Source organism: Nonomuraea sediminis (assembly GCF_018531495.1).
Taxonomy (GTDB): Bacteria; Actinomycetota; Actinomycetes; order Streptosporangiales; family Streptosporangiaceae; genus Nonomuraea; species Nonomuraea sediminis.
On record NZ_JAHDTI010000023.1, the window covers coordinates 114,949 to 130,880 of the forward strand.

The window sequence follows — 15,932 nt, forward strand, 5'->3', positions numbered from 1 at the left end:
GTTCAATCTCCGGCCGTATAACAGCGAGATCATTGCAGAATGTCGGCTTCTTGTACGGCAAACGCTGCCCACTGCCCCATTTGCCCCAGTTTTCCCTCACGGAACACGGCGTAAGATCGTTGGCGTGCTGGAACGCTGGCTCGCGGTCGCGGGCGACTCCCCCGCCGCGGCCGCCGTGGGCGCGGAGCTGATCGCGCGCTGGTCCGAGCCGCACCGCCGCTACCACACGCTCGATCACCTGCGCGCGGTGCTCGACGCGGTCGACCTGCTGGCCGCCGAGGCCGCCGACCTCGACGCGGTACGGCTGGCCGCCTGGTTCCACGACGCCGTCTACGACGGGCGGCCCGGCTGGGACGAGGAGCGCAGCGCCGAGCTGGCCCAGGCGCGGCTGCCACGGTGCGGGATCGGCGCGGACAGGATCGGCCGGGTGGCCGCGCTGGTCAGACTCACGGCGGCCCACGACACACTGCGGGAGGGCGACGCCGACGGGGCCGTGCTGTGCGACGCCGACCTGTCGGTGCTGGGGCGCGACGGCTACGACGGCTACACGCGGCAGATCAGGCAGGAGTACCGCCACGTGCCCGACGAGCTGTTCGTGGCGGGCCGCTCGGAGGTGCTGCGCAGGCTGCTGGCCGTACCGCGGCTGTATCGGACGCCGCGCGCGAGGGAGCTGTGGGAGGCCCGCGCGCGGGAGAACATGAGCGCCGAGCTAGCGGCGCTTGCGGCGGCGCAGGCCTGAGGCGATGAGGCGGCGCAGCAGCTCCTGGGAGCTGACGAACTCGGCGCCCAGCTCGACGGCGCGCGCGTGCACCGTCTCGGGCACGTCGTAGTGGTCGCGGTCGAAGGCGCGGGTGGGCACGCCCAGCAGCACCGCGAAGTCGTGCAGCTCGGCCAGGGAGTTGTCGCTGACCAGGTGGGACCACATGAGGCCGCGCGGGCCCGGCCAGATCGGGGGATCGATGAGCACGCTCACGTGCTCAAGGGTAGGACCCTGCCCTGAACGTTCACCTCACCGAGGTCGGCGACGACCAGGTCGGCTCCCAGCTCGCTGAGCTCGGCGCCCTGGCCGAGCCGGTCCACCGCGATCACCATGCCGAAGCCGCCCTTGCGTCCGGCCTGCAGGCCCGGCAGGGCGGAGTCGACCACGGCCACCTTGGTGGCGGGCAGGTCGAGGCGGCGGGCGGCCTCGAGGAACAGCGCGGGGTCGGGCTTGCCCGGCAGGTTCATCAGCGCCGCGTCGTTGCCGTCGACGAGCAGGTCGAACAGGTACATGACGCCCGCGGAGGTCACCAGCTTGCGCCCGTGCAGGCTGGCCGACACGGCCGCGGTGCGGGCGCCGCGCCTGCGCAGCTCGTGGAGCAGCGCCACCGTGGACGGGAAGGCGGCCACGCCGTACTTGTCCACCTGTTGCATGAAGTAGCGGTCCTTGGACAGCCCGAGCCCGTGCACGGTCGGCGCGCCCGGCTCGTCGTCCGGCGCGCCCTCGGGCAGTTCGATGCCGCGCGAGGCCAGGAAGGTGCGCACGCCGTCAAGGCGGGGCCGCCCGTCGACATGGCGCAGGTAGTCGGCGCGGATGTCGAAGGGCTCGGAACGGCCGCGCAGGAACGCGTCGAAGACGTGCTTCCAGGCGGCCGCGTGCACCCGAGCAGTGTCGGTGACCACGCCGTCGGTGTCGAAGACGACGGCGCGGACCGTGGTCAGATCGATCCCACTCACATACGTGAACGTACGCGCTTTACCAGGCCACGGGTAGCTTCTCCACGCCGTAGACGATCGCGAGCTTGCGGAAGGGGACCTCGCCGTCCACGCGCAGCGTCGGAAATCGCCGCAGCAGCGCGGGATAGGCGATGCGCATCTCCATCTGGGCCAGCGGCGCGCCGACACACCGGTGGATGCCGTGGCCGAAGGCCAGGTGGGTGCCGGCCACCTCGCGGTCGGGCAGCACCTGCTCGATGCCGTCGCCCAGCTTGGGGTCACGGTTGGCGGCCGCGAGCGAGCAGAGGACCATCTCGCCCTTCTTGATGGGGGTGCCGAACAGGTCCAGGTCCTCGCGGGCGAAGCGGGGGAAGGCGACCTGCACCACGCTCATGTAGCGCAGCAGCTCCTCCACGACCTGGACCACGTAGCCGTCCTCGTCGCGGACGCGGGCGGCCACGTCGGGGTTCTCAAGGAGCCACAGGCTGCCCAGGGCCAGCATGCTGGTGCTGGTGTCGTGGCCGCCCACCAGCAGGCCGTCGGCCATCGAGGCCAGTGTGCGGTCGTCCAGCTCGTCGCCGTGGTCGCGGATCAGCTGGCCGAGCAGGCCCTCCCCCGGGTTCTGCCGCTCGCGCACCACCAGGTCGGTCAGGAACGCCATCGCGTCGTTGATCGCCTGCAGCGACGCCTCGGGCCCGGCGGTGAAGTCGAAACGGTCCTTGCTGATCTTCAGGAAGTCGGACCGCTCGTCATAGGGCACACCGAGCAGCTCGCACACCACAAGGGACGGGATCGGCAGCGCGAAGGACTCCACCAGGTCAACGGGCTTGTCGGAGGCCTCGATGCGGTCGAGGTGCTCGTTGACGATGTCCTCGACCCGCGGCTCGAGCCTGCGCAGGCGGCGCATGGTGAACTCGGGCGTCAGGAACTTGCGCAGCCTGGTGTGCTCGGGCGGGTCGCGGAAACCCAGGCCGCCCGGGTCCTCCTGGTTGGAGCCCAGGCCGATCACGTTGCCGAAGTCGTTGCTGAAGCGCTCGTGGTCGCCGAGCACGGCGCGCACGTCCTCGTAGCGGGTGACCAGGTACACGACCTGGCCGCCCGGGATCTCCATGGGGAAGACCGGCTGCTCGGTCCTGATCCGCGCGAGTTCCTCGACCGGGTCGAAGCCCTCGCGCATGAACTGGACGAGCGGGAACTCGTTATCTGACATCGAAATCCGTCCTGCTGGGGATACATCAGATGATGATGGGACAAAACCCTCCATAGATGGTCCCATCCGCGAGGACGGGATCTGGCCAGGATGCTGCCAGATCAGGGATGAACCAGGGTTGTGTTCGTCTCATCCTCGGTCAGGATCCGCTCCGCCTCAGGAGGTCCCGGCAGCGGCGCTTGTGCCGAGAGTGAAGGCGGCGCGGGCTTGGGCCTGCGCGGCTCCCTGACCCCGCCGTCACCCCCCGTCGGGTCGTCGTCGCCGGGCCCGTGCGGCTCGCCCGGCCCGTATCCCGGCATCCAGCTCGGTGCGCCACTGGTGAGTGCGCGGCGTCTGCGCGATCGCTTGCTCACGCGGGCCATTGTGCGCGTCTTTCCGCCGCTTGTCTCCTACGGCTACCGCCACACTTGCGCGCACGCGCCGCAAGCGGCCGGCCTCCGTCCTGGCCGGCCGGGATGGCCCACGGGGTCTCCCGCCGTAACGCGCGCCCTGTGGGCGTGGCCGCGGAGCTACCCGGGGATGCGGCCGACCACTCCGTAGGAGCCGGGCTCGGCCGGGTCGATCTCCGCCTCGATGGGGTCGTCTGAGCGCCAGTGCTGGACCGGCACCAGGCCGGGCTCGACGAGGTCGAGCCCGCGCAGGAAGGCGGCGACCTGGTCGCGGGTGCGCGGCGTGATGAAGCCGGTCGAGGTGGAGCGGTAGACCTCCAGGCCCTTGTCGACCACCTCGGGCGGGGTCTCGCCGCCGTGGCCGTGCGAGATCACCACGTAGCTGCCCGGGACCAGCGGCGCCCGCAGGCCCGCCACGATGGCCTGGGCCTCCTCGTCGGACTGGACGAAGTGGAGGATCCCCGACAGCAGCACGCCCACGGGCCGCGACCAGTCCAGGTGCTCGCGGACCTCGGGGTGCCCGACGATGGCACCGGGATCCCTGACGTCGGCGCCGATGACGATCGTGTCGGGGCTGTCCTCGAGCAGGGCCCGGGCGTGGACGAGCACGATGGGGTCGTTGTCTACGTAGACGACCCGCGAGCCGGGGGCCAGGCGCCGGGCGACCTGGTGCACGTTCTCCTGCGTGGGCAGGCCGGTGCCGAGGTCGAGGAACTGCCTGATCCCCTGCTCGCACAGGTGGGTGACGGCCCTGATGAGGAAGGCGCGGTTGGCCCTGGCGGCCTCGCGGGCGTTGGGCGCCAGCCCGATGATCTGCTCGGCGGCCTTCCTGTCGGCGGCGAAGTTGTCCTTGCCGCCGAGGTAGTAGTCGTACATGCGCGCGACGCTGGGCACGGTGGGGTCGATCCCGCCCGGCGCCCGCTCCTGACCACCCACGGGCGTCACTCTACCGAAGAATATTCCGTAACCAGCACAGCAGCGGGCAGTTCACGCATCCGCTCCGGAATGGTGACATATCCATCTATCACCTCAGCCGGCCCATCCCCCCAGGTCGCGATATTTCCGGACAAGTCGTCGGCTAGGCGGAACCTGCCCACGGACGGGTCGAGCACGATCACGTTGAGCGCGCCGTCCGGCCGTACCGTGTAGCGGACCGGCACCCCGGACGGCTCGGCGTGCCGCCGCCACGGCCGGGTGCCGTAGATCGCGCCGGCGTGGTCGCGCAGCCACGCTCCCAGGTACCGCAGCCGCTCCACCTGGTTCTCCGGCAGCGTCCCGTCGCCGCGCGGGCCGATGTTGAGCAGCAGGTTGCCGTTCTTGGCCACGGTGTCGGCCAGCAGGTGGACCAGCTCGACGGGCCCGATCAGGTGCCGGTCGTCCTCGGCCCTGTTGTAGCCGAACGAGCGGCCGAGCCCCCGCGTGGCCTCCCACACCCACGGCGTGGTCCGCCCCTCCGTGGTGTACTCGCGGGTCCTGAAGCCCAGGTGCGGCACGCCCCACCGATCGTTGACCACGCCGTCGGGCACCGCGTCGTAGTAGCGCTCGAACAGGGTGCTGAGGCTGTAAGGCCCGGCCGCCTTGGCAGAGTCGGGCCAGTCGATGTCGTTCCACAGCACGTCGGGCGCGTGCCGTTCGATCAACTCGGCGACCTGGTCGAAGCAGTAGCGGGCGAAGGCCTCGTCGTTGCGCCGGAAGGTGAACAGGTCGGTCGTGGAGCGGATCGGCGGGAAGTGCGAGACATGCCAGTCCAGCGCCCCCGAGTAGTACAGGCCGAAGCGCAGCCCCTCGGCCCGGGCGGAGTCGGCCAGTTCGGCCACCACGTCCCTGCGCGGCCCGCGGTGCAGCGACCCGAAGCGGGTCGTGGCGGTGTCCCAGAGGCAGAACCCGTCGTGGTGCTTGGCGGTGGGGATCACGTAGCGGGCGCCGCACTCGGCGAACAGCGCCATCCAGCCCTCCGGCGCCTTGGGCTGCCACTGGTCGGCCAGGTCCTCGTAGGAGGCGCCGACGCCGAAGGTCCGCTCGTGGTGGTCGGCGGTCGGCGAGCCGGGGATGCGGACGGTGTTGGCGTACCACTCGGCGTACTGGTGGTGGCTGTAGGCCAGCTCGACGTCCACCTCGGGCCCCGGGTAGGCCCATCCGGGCACCGAGTACAGCCCCCAGTGCACGAACACGCCGAACTTGGCGTCCCGGTACCACCCGGGCACGTCCCTGGCGGGGTAGTCCACACCCAGGTCGGGCCCGGTACGTCGATCGAAGGCGAACATGGAGTCCTTTCAACGCCCGGCGAGCCCGGCGGTGGCGATGCCCTTGACCAGGTGCTTCTGCAGCGCGACGAGCAGCAGCAGGGTGGGCAGGATGGAGATGATCGAGGCGGCCATGACCAGGTGCCACTGGTTGCCGTTCTGGCCGAAGAACAGCTGCAGCCCGAGGGGCACGGTGCCGCGCGCGGTCACGTCGTTGATCATGATGAGCGGCCAGAGGAAGCTGTTCCAGTAGGTGATGAAGGTGAACACCGCGAGCACGCCGAGCGCGGGCCTGGCCAGCGGGAGCATGATGCGCACGAAGATGCGCAGCTCGCCGGCGCTGTCGATGCGCGCGGCCTCGCGCAGCTCGCCCGGCACGCTGCGGAAGAACTGCCGCAGCAGGAACGTGCCGAACGCGGTGAAGGCCCACGGGAAGATCAGCGACTGGTAGGTGTCGACCCAGCCCAAGGCCTGCATGAGCAGGAACATGGGCACGACGAGCACCTCCTGCGGCACCATCAGCGTGGCCAGGAACAGCAGGAACACCCCGTCCCTGCCGCGCCAGCGCAGCGAGGCGAAGGCGTAGGCCGACAGCGCCGAGGCGCACAGCACGACCACCGTGCCCGCGCCGGCGACCAGCACGCCGTTCAGGATGTAGCGCTGGAACGGCACGTAGGCGAAGACGTCGGAGAAGTTCCGCCAGCGCAGCGAGGAGCCCATCAGCGAGGCCGAGCCGAACGTCTCCCCCGGCGGCTTCAGCGCCGTGGCGACCGCGAAGATCAGCGGATAGAGGAACGCCAGCGCCACCCCGGCCAGCAGCACGTGGGAGATCACGCTTCTAGCTCTCATAGTGCACCCACCGCTTCTGGCCGAGGAACTGCACGGCGGTCACCAGCAGGATGATCGCGAACAGCACCCACGCTCCCGCCACCGCCAGCCCGAGGTCGCGCGCCTGGAACCCGGCCTGGTAGATGTCCATGACCAGGGTCTCGGTGGCGTTGCCCGGGCCGCCCGCGGTCAGGATGTAGGGCTGGGTGAACACCTGCAGCGCGCTGATCACCGTCATGATCGTGGCGAAGAACAGCGCCGGCGAGATCAGCGGCAGCTGCACCCGCAGCAGCCTGCGCAGGCCGGTCGCCCCGTCGATCGCGGCGGCCTCGAGCACCGCCTTGGGCATCTCGTTGATGGCCGCGGAGAAGACGATCAGGTTGTACCCGAAGCCCTGCCAGACGCTCATCGCCACCACCGACAGCAGCGCGGTGCGCCCGTCGGCCAGCAGGTTGGGTTCCCGGCCGACCTGCTGGAACAGCAGCTTCCAAATCACCGCGTTGGCCACCATCGGCGTGATCGCCGGGATGAAGAACAGCACCCGCCACAGGTTCTGCCAGCGCGAGTGGCTGATCCAGAAGGCCAGCCCGAGCGCCAGCACCAGATTCAGCGGCACGTACAGCCCGGTGAAGACGAACGTGTTGCGCAGCGCCGCGAGGAAGTTGGGGTCCTCGCCGAACAGGTAGCGGAAGTTGTCCAGTCCGATGAACTCCTGGGTGCCCAGCATGGGCCACTGGAAGAAGCTCATCACGACCGCCATGCCGACAGGGAACAGCGTGAACAGCCCGAGCCCGAGCACGCTCGGCGTGGCGAAGCCGAGCGCGCTCCACTGCTCCGCGCGTCTGAGCCTCACTGGCCCCGCGCGCCCTGTTGCTGGATCGCGGACAGCGCGTCCTTGGGGCTCTGGGCTCCGGTGTAGGCCTGCAGGAGGTACTGCGCCATGGTCTTGTTGACCGTGTCCCAGTTCTTCGTCGTGAACAGCGGCACTCCGCCTGCCAGACCGTCCTTGATCGCGGCCATCGCCGTCTGCACGCCCTCGGCGTTGGCAGGGTTCGCCTTGACCAGGAACTGCTCGTAGTCGGCCTGCTGCGCCGTACGGGCAGGGAAGCCGCGTCCCGCTCCAGCGAGATACCCCTGCGCCTCGGCCCCTGTCAGGATCGACACCGCCTTGATCGCCTGCTCCTTGTACGGGCACGACTTGGCCACGCCGAAGCCGGAGTTGGCGACGTAGGTCTTCGACCCGTTCGGCCCTGCGGGCAGCGGCGCCAGGCCGACCTTGAACTTGGCGTCCTTCAACGTGGAGCCGACGTCCCACGAGCCGTCGACGGCCATCATGGCGTTGCCGTTGACGAACTGGGTCTCGCCCCAGCCGCCCTCGGAGGAACTGGCGGGGACGCTGCCGGCCTTGCTCTTGGCCAGTCCGGCGTACCAGGTGAGGGCGTCGACCATGGGCTGGGCGTCCATCTGCAGCTTGAGGTCGTCGGTGACCGGGCGGGCGCCGTTGTAGGTCAGCAGCAGCGACAGCGTGTGCAGGTCGGAGAACGACATGCCGAAGCCGCTCTTGCCGCCGGTCGACAGCGTCTTGGCGGCCTTGTCGAAGTCGGCGACCGTCCAGCCGGTCTTCGGCGCGGGCAGCCCGGCCTTGGCGAAGGCGTCGGCGTTGTAGTACAGCAGCATCGAGGCCAGGTCGAAGGGCAGGGCGAGCTGCTTGCCACCCATCTTCAGCGCGTCGAGCGCGGCGGGCGCGAAGCCGTCGCCCGGGGTGAGCGGCTCCATGAGGTCGGCGTAGGCGCCGAGCCGCAGGCTCTGCAGGGACACCACGCAGGCCTGCTTGCCCGCGGCGAACTCGGTCTGCAGCTTGGTGAAGTAGTCGTTGAACGGCGCCGTGCGCAGCTTGATCTTGATCTTCGGGTCCTGCTGGGTGACGAGCTGGGCGAGATGGTCCAGCTGGGCCTTCTCGTCCTCGCTGCCCGCCCACATCTCCCAGTCGAGCGTGACCGCGCCCGCCGAGTCCTTCGTGCCGCCCGCCGTGCCCGATCCCCCGCCACCGCCGCACGCCGTGGCCAGAATCGCCACTAATCCGATGGCCACCAGTTGTCGCATGTGCCTCGCCCCTAGTATTTTCGGTGACGAATTTATTGTGGTTGGCGACCTTAGGCGTGGCGGGAGCCGCCCGTCAAGAGAGGAAAATGACCACATGCCCCAGCCTCGGTACCGGGAGGACCTGGTCCGCGCGGAGATTCTCGCGCTGACCGGGTCGCAACCGCTCAACCGCTCACAGATCGCCACCCGGCTCGGCTTAGGAGCGGCCACGGTCAGCGAGCACACCCGCCGCCTGATCGAGCTGGGCTTCATGCGGGAGCTGCCGCCGCAGGTCAGCGGCCCCGGCAGGCCCCGCGTGCCGCTCGAGGTGGTCGCCGACGCCGCCCACACGCTGGGGCTGCGGGTCCACCCCGACCACCTGGTGGGGGTGGTGATGCGGCTCGACGGCAGCGAGGTGCGGCGCTTCACGCGGCCCTTCTCCCCCGCCGACGACCCGGTCGACCAGCTCGTCTCGGCCTGCTCACCGGTGCTTGAGGACTCCCGGGTGCGGGCGGTCGGGCTGGCTCTTCCCGGTCTCATCGACCCTTCCGCGGGCACCGTACGGCTCTCGCCCCGGCTGGGCTGGACCGACCTGCCGCTGCTGCCCCTGCTGGCCGCCCGGCTGCCGGTGCCCGTGCTGATCGACAACGACACCCGCGCCTCGACCACGGCCGAGCTGCTGTTCGGCACCGGCCGCGAGCACGACGACTTCCTGGTGCTGGCCATCGGCGACGGCGTCGGCATGGGCATCGTGCTCGGCCGCCGCGTGCACCGCGGCCCCGACGGCGTGGCCGGCGAGTTCGGCCACGTCCCCATCGGTCCCGGCGGGCCCGCCTGCGTGTGCGGGCGGCGCGGCTGCCTGGACGCCTACGTCGCCGACTACGCCCTGGCCGCCGAGGCGCGCGCCCGCGGCCTGACCTCCGCGCAGGCCCCCGACCTGGTACGGCTGGCCGACGAGGACGCCCCGGGCATCAGGGACCTGCTGGCGGAGACCGGCGCCATCCTCGGCAGGGCGGTGGCCGGAGTGGCCAACGTGCTGGCCGTACGGGCCCTGACAGTGATCGGCGAGAGCCATGTGCTGTGGCCCTACCTGGCGCCCGGCTTCCGCTCGGTGACCGACGGCGGCATCCTGCCCGGGCTGGAGATCGCGGTCCGCCCGTGGGACGACAGCGCCCACGCCCTCGGCGCCGCCAGCCTGGTCCTGGCCGCGAGCGTCGTCTCCTGAGCGCACAGATCGTGACGGTCTGACAAGCCTTGGTAAAGTACGTGCATCATGACCCCTCGCCTGGAGTTCGCGGTCCTCGGACCGCTGCTGGTCAGGGCGGACGGCGAGCAGCTCGATCTGGGGCCGCCCAAGGCGCGCGGACTGCTGGCGTTGCTGCTGTGCGACCCCGGCAAGCCGGTCGCGGTGCAGACACTGATCGACGAGCTGTGGGGCGAGGCTCCCCCGAAGTCGGCGGCCAAGAACATCCAGCTGTACGTGCACCAGTTACGGCGGGCGCTGGGCGATCCCGGGCGGATCGTCCGGCGCGAGCCCGGCTACCTGGTCGCCGCAGATCCCGGCGAGCTGGACGCTCACCGCTTCGCCGAACTGGCCGCCCAGGGCGCGGCCGAGACCGACCCCGCGCGGGCCGCCCGCGTGTTGCGCACGGCGCTTGAGCTGTGGCGGGGCGAGGACGCCTTCGCCGACATCCAGGACATCCCGCTGGTCCACTCCGAGGCCAGGCGCCTGGCCGAGTCCAGGGTGGTGGCCGTGCGGCACCGCATCGACGCCGATCTCCAGCTGGGCAGGCACGCCGAGCTGGTGCCCGAACTGGTGGCGCTGACCGGCCGCAACCCGCTGCGCGAGCGGCTGTGGGCGCGGCTGATGACCGCCCTGTACCGGTGCGGGCGCAAGGCCGAGGCGCTTGAGGCGTTCAACGAAGCCAGGCGCGTGCTGGCCGAGGAGACCGGGCTCGACCCAGGGCCCGAGCTGCAGGCGCTGCAGCGGGCCATCCTCACCGCCGACCCCGCGCTCGACCTGCCGGGCGGGCGCTCCCTCGTGCGACCGCGCACGCTGCCCGGCGACCTGGCCGACTTCACCGGCCGCGCGGAGGAGGTGGCCGTGGTGCGGGAGACGCTGAGCGGGGAACGCGACCCCGACGCCCCGGTGCCGGTGGTGACCGTGTCGGGGCGTGGCGGCATCGGCAAGACCACGTTCGCCGTGCGCGCCGCCCACCGCGTCTCCCCCGCCTACCCCGACGGCCAGCTCTTCGCCGACCTGCACGCGCGCGCCGACCCGATGGAGGTGCTCGGCCGGTTCCTGCGGGCGCTGGGCGTGGCCGACGCCGACGTGCCGGAGGACGGCGACGAGCGCGCCTCCCTCTACCGCAGCGTGCTGGCAGGGCGGCGGGTGCTGGTCGTGCTGGACAACGTGGCCGACGAGGGGCAGGTGCGGCCGCTGCTGCCGGGCAGCGGCACCTGCGGGGTGATCGTCACCAGCCGCCCGCGGCTCGGCGGGCTGCCGTGCACGCGCTCGATCGACCTGGAGGGCCTGTCGGACACCGAGGGGCTGCGCCTGCTCGAGGCGATCACCGGCGGGCCGCGCGTCGACGCCGACCCGTTCGCCGCACACCGGCTGCATCGGCTGTGCGCCGGGCTGCCGCTGGCGCTGCGGATCGCGGGGGCCCGGCTCGCGGCCAGGCCGCACTGGCGGGTCGCCGACCTGGTCGACCAGCTCGGCGACGAGCGCGACCGACTCGACCGGCTGCGCCACGGCGACCAGACCGTGCGGGCCAGCTTCGCGCTCGGCTACCACGCGCTGCCGGCCCGGGCGCGCCTGCTGTTCCGGCTCCTGGGGCGGCTGGACGCGCCGGACTTCCCCTCCTGGGCGGCGGCAGCCGTACTCGACACCTCGTTGAAGGAAGCGGACGAGCTGCTCGACGAGCTGGTCGAGGCGCGGCTGCTGGACGGCACCGCCCCGGCCCGCTACCGCTTCCACGACCTGATCCGGGTCTTCGCCCGCGAGCTCGACGAGCCGGGCGACCTGGAGGCGCTGCGGCGGGCCTTCGGCGGGTGGCTGGCGTTGTCCGACTCCGCGCACCGGGCCGCCGGGGCCGGGGTGTACGTGGGCGAGACGCCGCGCTGGCGGCCCGAGATCGTCACCGCAGGGCTGCGGGCGGCGGCCAGGCCCGTCGCGCTGATGCTGGCCGAGCGGCAAGCGCTGGTGCGGGCGGTGGAGCAGTGCGCGTCGCTGGGGATGGACGAGCTGTGCTGGGAGCTGGCGCTCGGCGCGATGCCGATCCTCCAGCAGGGCTACTACGTCGACGAGTGGCTTCAGGTGCAGCAGCGGGCGCTGGCCGCCTGCCAGGCGGCGGGCAACCGGCGGGGCGAGGCCGCGATGTGGCACCTGCTGGGGTCGCTGCACGCCTGGCGACGGCGCTACGCCGAGGCGGGCCAGGCCCACGACCGGGCCCTGCGGCTGTTCCAGGAGATCGGCGACCGGCACGGCACCGCGATCGTGCTGCGGCACCTGGCCGTCTACGAGCGCATCGCCGGCAACGCCGCCCGCTCGGTCGAGCTGGCGCACCAGGCCTACGAGCTGCTGCGGGAGGTGGGCGACGGCAGCGCCGCGGCCGACGCGCTGCACCAGATCGGCATCGTGCACGTCGAGAACGGCGAGCCGGAGACCGCGGTCCCCATCCTGCGCCGGGCCGTGGAGCAGGCCCAGCAGGCCGGGGCGGTGCTGATCAGGTCGCGGAGCTCCTACTGGCTGGGCGAGGCGTACCTGGCGCTCGGCCGGCCAGCGGAGGCCGAGCGGGCCTTCGAGGTGGTCGAGGAGTTCGCCAACGCCATCGGCGGCACCGCGGCCTTCGCCTACGTCCATTACGCCCGCGGGCTGCTGCACTCGGCCAGGGGCGAGCCGGAGCCCGCCCGCGACCGGCTCGTGACAGCGCTGGAGATGTCGCGGGAGCTGCGCGACCCGCTCATGCAGGTGCGCTCACTGCACGCGCTGGCACACGCCTACGTGGCCGTGTCGGCGGTGGAGGAGGCGCGCGCCTGCCTCGACGAGGCGATGGAGCTGTGCCGGCGGCTGGACATCCCGTTGTGGACGGCACGCCTGCGGCACAGCCTGGACGCGCTGGTCCTTGATCGGGCCGGGTGAGCGTTGACCGGCGGACGGTGGCGAGAGACCCTGGTCGGCGGGTTGGGTGCGCGCCCGCACCGTCGCAGGGGAAAACCGGCGAGAGGTCCGAGATGAGCGGCCACGAGCTCCTGATCATGGCCACCGCCTTCACCCGGCGTCAGGTCACCGACCTGCGGCACTCCGTCGGCGACCACGCGCGCCGATTAGGCCTGCACGGCGCGCGCCACGAGAACTTCGTCCTGGCGGTCCACGAGGCGGTCACCAACGTCGTCGACCACGCCGGCGGGCGCGGCCTGCTCCGCCTGTGGCAGGTGGACGCCCAGCTCCACTGCGAGATCTCGGACAGCGGCCCCGGGATACCCGACGGGACCCTCGACTCGCCGATGCCTCCGATGGACCACTTCGGAGGCCGCGGGCTCTGGCTCGTCCGGCTCCTCAGCGACGCCACCGCCATCGACACGGGCCCCACGGGCACCCGCGTCCGCATCACCTTCCACCTGACGCCGCTCCCCGAACCCGCCTGACCAGCGGTCTGACGCCGCTCCTCGAGCCCGCCTGACTAGGCCGACCAGGAGAAGGGCGCGGAGAAGGCGTTCTTCCCCTCGTTCGACCATTCCAGCCCGAACGCGTTGATGTCCGCCGCCAGCGCCCGCCCGGCGGCCAGAGTGTCGGCGGGGAAGCCGATGCCGCTGACCCTGACGCCTCGCCCGGTCGGATCGAGGGGAGAGACGAAGTCCTCGACCTCGATGTGGACCGCGTCACCGACGCGTACCCGGTGCAGCCGCCCGTCGTTGACGTATTCGATCGGGGCGGCCTCCATGCCCAGCATCTCGCCGATCAGCGGTGCCAGGGCCCCCATCGGCCCGCCCCGTTGCCCGGAGAACACCGCCCCCAGCGCCTCCGCCTGCTCCCGCGTGGCCGCTTCGTCCATGAACACCCCCACGCGCCAGCCGCCTTCTCCCATGACCGACGGGGTATCGGCCACGATGGCGACCGTGAGCCCGCCGACCTCGACCCCGTCGACCTGCCCTGAGTCGATGTGGAACGCGAACGCGACCCCGCACCGCTCGTTATCGGCCGGCGCCGTCAGCCCGGACGTGGAACACGGGCAGACCATGTCGCAGTTGCAGTTCTCGAAATAGGTTCCTTCCAGATGCCAGGACATCGGGACCTCCCCTCCCCCTACCTCTCCACTCAACATTTCCCCAGGTCAACAGCCCTGTCAACGCCACCACTCGACATCGATCACCCCGGCGGACCACCACGAGGTCACGCGAACCCCAACAACCGAAAAGGCCGTTCCCGACTGAACGGAAACAGCCTTTGAACTGGTGGGCGATATTGGGATCCAACCAGTGACCTCTTCGGCGTGAGGGAAACGTCTGAGGCATCCGCAAAGCGGCGGCTCCCGATATTGACTCCCTTACTCTTCCGGGCGCGTAGAGAAACCCCATGCCGATAAGATCAACGAGTACGTTCTCGGCGGCAATGACGGGTTTCCCCCTCGGGACGCTGCCGACCACATCACGTCGCACGATCTGCGGCACTCATGCGCTTCATCCCTGCTGGGAGGACCCCTCTGGCTCGGGCGGGTCAGTGACCGGCCCCGGCCGGCTCACCCCCAAGTGCGCGCCGCATCCAGCAAGGTCACCTGCACAACAACCTCACCTTCCGCGCTCGCAACGCACTTAATTGACAAGTAGGGCGAACAGCCCCAATAGCCCACGGCCTGCTTGCAAGGCATTTATCCGCAATTGACGGACACGTAACCGTTTGACGCGGCACCGCAAGCTCTTCCACACTTCGCCCTGCAGGAAGACCTTTTCCCTGAATTATGGCGAGACGGATACCCCCAACTTTAGGGATGCCAAGCTTTCCTCAAGGCATTTTATCGTGGAGCAACAAGGGAGCCCCGAACCCTCAAGAAACGCTCCGGCATGCGAAATATAGCTGCCAAGCGGGGTCGGCTCTCACCCAACCACGAAGATCCACAGCCAACCAAACCGCAGGGAGTACGACAATGTCAAAGCTGTACGCGTCATGGCAACACGGGTTCACAGCGGTAGCCGAGAACCCGAACACGAGCGCACTGCGTCAAGGATTCGGCGTCACCTTCTCGCTTCCGGCGAACGGGGGCGACTGGATCCACCTCCCCATTCCCACCCCGGTCATCGTCGAAGACCGTCGGGCCACCCTCGACAGGGTCCTGATCCTCTTCGACGCGCGAGAGACCAGCGCGCTCGTCGCCGTGCATGTGTGGGACGGCCCGGACCGCATCATGGTCAAAGAGGGCCTCAGGATCGAAGGTGATCACGCGCACGACCTGAGCGCGGACAACGTCTTTCCTGTAGGCCACGACGGCATCAGGTGGGGGTGCGGGATCTCGCTGTTCTTCAGCGCGGGCCAGATCGACAGCCACGTCTTCATCGCCGGTTTCGGCGGGGACTTCTCACACAACATCTGACTGCACCGGCGCTCCTCCAACGGCGCCTTCCCGAGATGGGCTCTGCTCCTGGTTCATGGCCAGGGCAGAGCCTGTCGCGCGTCAGCGTTCGATCCTGGAGCAAGCGGACGCACCTCTGCCGGGATAGGCGGCTGAGGTATCAGCTCAAGCCCTCCGACAAGCGGCTGAAATGCCCGCCACGCTGCTACAGGACGCCGGAAGACATCCCGGGCACGACACGCCCGCCACGACGTCGCACGGGAAGCTGAGGAGGCGCTGACGCCGATCCTGGAGCGAGCCCTCAAGGTGACCGCCAGTATCGGCGCTCTGATGCGCCCCGCCGGTATGCGCCGCACCTGGGTCCTACCAACGCCTGCAAGACGTGGGCCGTGCCCGCCAAGTCGAACAGGCAGCAGAGATGCTGAGCATCGGACGCGACAAGGTCTACTACCTTCTTCGCGCCAGGCAAAGGTTCACTCCGTGCTGAAGCGGACCATCCGGCAAGCTCAGACAGAGGAGGCTCAGGCGCTGGGATCACGTTGTGGCGTGGGTTTCCCGGCTCAAGTCCTGGCGATCCCTGACCGAGCTACGGCTCTCCGCTGATGGTGTGCCCATCGAACAGATTGCTCGCCCGGTGGGTCACGCCGGAGGATCGGCGGCCACGGGGAAAGATCTACCGTCCGCGGATCCGGCCCGTGACGCAAGAGGGGACCGCAGCTTGGACCAGGACGCCGAGGACCCGTAAGTCACCCGGAAGATCAAGAAGGCCACTTCCCTGGCTAGGGAAGTGGCCTCTGAGCTGGTGGGCGATACTGGGATCGAACCAGTGACCTCTTCGGTGTGAACCCGGTCAGATCACTTTGCCGACCTGGGCGATCAAGGATTGCCCAGGTCAGCCGCTCTCCCTCGCTCCGCC

15 protein-coding genes are annotated in these 15,932 nt (G+C 70.3%); 5 read left to right on the top strand and 10 right to left on the bottom strand.

Annotated features, from left to right (window positions below):
• Window positions 1-124 precede the first annotated feature (124 nt).
• The gene (locus KIK09_RS54010; protein ID WP_308164846.1) at window positions 125-739 is read left to right on the top strand and encodes an HD domain-containing protein; all 615 of its coding nucleotides are present in this window, start codon (window positions 125-127) and stop codon (window positions 737-739) included.
• Here KIK09_RS54010 and KIK09_RS54015 read toward each other — a convergent pair.
• From KIK09_RS54015 to KIK09_RS54055, 9 genes are all read right to left on the bottom strand, one after another.
• A complete protein-coding gene (locus tag KIK09_RS54015) occupies window positions 710-973 on the bottom strand; it encodes a DUF4031 domain-containing protein (RefSeq protein ID WP_214327425.1) in 264 nt (87 codons plus the stop codon). The genes KIK09_RS54010 and KIK09_RS54015 overlap by 30 nt on opposite strands.
• Window positions 970-1,716, bottom strand: coding sequence for an HAD family hydrolase (locus KIK09_RS54020; protein ID WP_214327426.1), 747 nt, complete (start codon window positions 1,714-1,716; stop codon window positions 970-972). The genes KIK09_RS54015 and KIK09_RS54020 overlap by 4 nt, the downstream gene beginning before the upstream one ends.
• Before the next feature lie 19 nt (window positions 1,717-1,735).
• On the bottom strand, window positions 1,736-2,905 hold the full coding sequence (locus KIK09_RS54025; RefSeq protein ID WP_214327427.1) for a cytochrome P450: 1,170 nt from the start codon (window positions 2,903-2,905) through the stop codon (window positions 1,736-1,738).
• Between the two features lie 101 nt (window positions 2,906-3,006).
• The gene (locus tag KIK09_RS54030; RefSeq protein ID WP_214327428.1) at window positions 3,007-3,258 is read right to left on the bottom strand and encodes a hypothetical protein; all 252 of its coding nucleotides are present in this window, start codon (window positions 3,256-3,258) and stop codon (window positions 3,007-3,009) included.
• A 156-nt stretch (window positions 3,259-3,414) separates the two neighbouring features.
• Entirely contained in the window at window positions 3,415-4,230 is an 816-nt protein-coding gene (locus tag KIK09_RS54035; protein ID WP_214327429.1) for an SAM-dependent methyltransferase, read from the bottom strand.
• A gap of 5 nt (window positions 4,231-4,235) precedes the next feature.
• Entirely contained in the window at window positions 4,236-5,558 is a 1,323-nt protein-coding gene (locus tag KIK09_RS54040; RefSeq protein WP_214327430.1) for an alpha-L-fucosidase, read from the bottom strand.
• A gap of 9 nt (window positions 5,559-5,567) precedes the next feature.
• On the bottom strand, window positions 5,568-6,386 hold the full coding sequence (locus KIK09_RS54045; RefSeq protein ID WP_214327431.1) for a carbohydrate ABC transporter permease: 819 nt from the start codon (window positions 6,384-6,386) through the stop codon (window positions 5,568-5,570).
• Window positions 6,376-7,218 (bottom strand): carbohydrate ABC transporter permease, encoded by an 843-nt coding sequence (locus KIK09_RS54050; RefSeq protein ID WP_214327432.1) that lies wholly within the window; start codon window positions 7,216-7,218, stop codon window positions 6,376-6,378. The genes KIK09_RS54045 and KIK09_RS54050 overlap by 11 nt, the downstream gene beginning before the upstream one ends.
• Complete coding sequence (locus tag KIK09_RS54055; RefSeq protein ID WP_214327433.1) at window positions 7,215-8,468, bottom strand: ABC transporter substrate-binding protein; 1,254 nt, start codon at window positions 8,466-8,468, stop codon at window positions 7,215-7,217. The genes KIK09_RS54050 and KIK09_RS54055 overlap by 4 nt, the downstream gene beginning before the upstream one ends.
• Window positions 8,469-8,562: 94 nt before the next feature.
• On the opposite strand from KIK09_RS54055, the gene KIK09_RS54060 reads away from it, so the two are divergent.
• The 3 genes from KIK09_RS54060 to KIK09_RS54070 all read left to right on the top strand — a co-directional run bounded on the left by KIK09_RS54060 (window position 8,563) and on the right by KIK09_RS54070 (window position 13,097).
• Entirely contained in the window at window positions 8,563-9,672 is a 1,110-nt protein-coding gene (locus tag KIK09_RS54060; RefSeq protein ID WP_214327434.1) for an ROK family transcriptional regulator, read from the top strand.
• A gap of 48 nt (window positions 9,673-9,720) precedes the next feature.
• Window positions 9,721-12,591, top strand: a complete 2,871-nt coding sequence (locus KIK09_RS54065) for an AfsR/SARP family transcriptional regulator (protein WP_214327435.1) — start codon at window positions 9,721-9,723, stop codon at window positions 12,589-12,591.
• A 92-nt stretch (window positions 12,592-12,683) separates the two neighbouring features.
• Window positions 12,684-13,097 (top strand): ATP-binding protein, encoded by a 414-nt coding sequence (locus KIK09_RS54070; RefSeq protein ID WP_214327436.1) that lies wholly within the window; start codon window positions 12,684-12,686, stop codon window positions 13,095-13,097.
• Between the two features lie 35 nt (window positions 13,098-13,132).
• On the opposite strand, the gene KIK09_RS54075 is transcribed toward KIK09_RS54070, so the two are convergent.
• The gene (locus tag KIK09_RS54075) at window positions 13,133-13,738 is read right to left on the bottom strand and encodes a DUF1326 domain-containing protein (RefSeq protein WP_214327437.1); all 606 of its coding nucleotides are present in this window, start codon (window positions 13,736-13,738) and stop codon (window positions 13,133-13,135) included.
• 855 nt (window positions 13,739-14,593) lie between these two features.
• Here KIK09_RS54075 and KIK09_RS54080 point away from each other — a divergent pair.
• The gene (locus KIK09_RS54080) at window positions 14,594-15,037 is read left to right on the top strand and encodes a DUF6623 family protein (RefSeq protein WP_214327438.1); all 444 of its coding nucleotides are present in this window, start codon (window positions 14,594-14,596) and stop codon (window positions 15,035-15,037) included.
• Window positions 15,038-15,932: the final 895 nt, after the last annotated feature.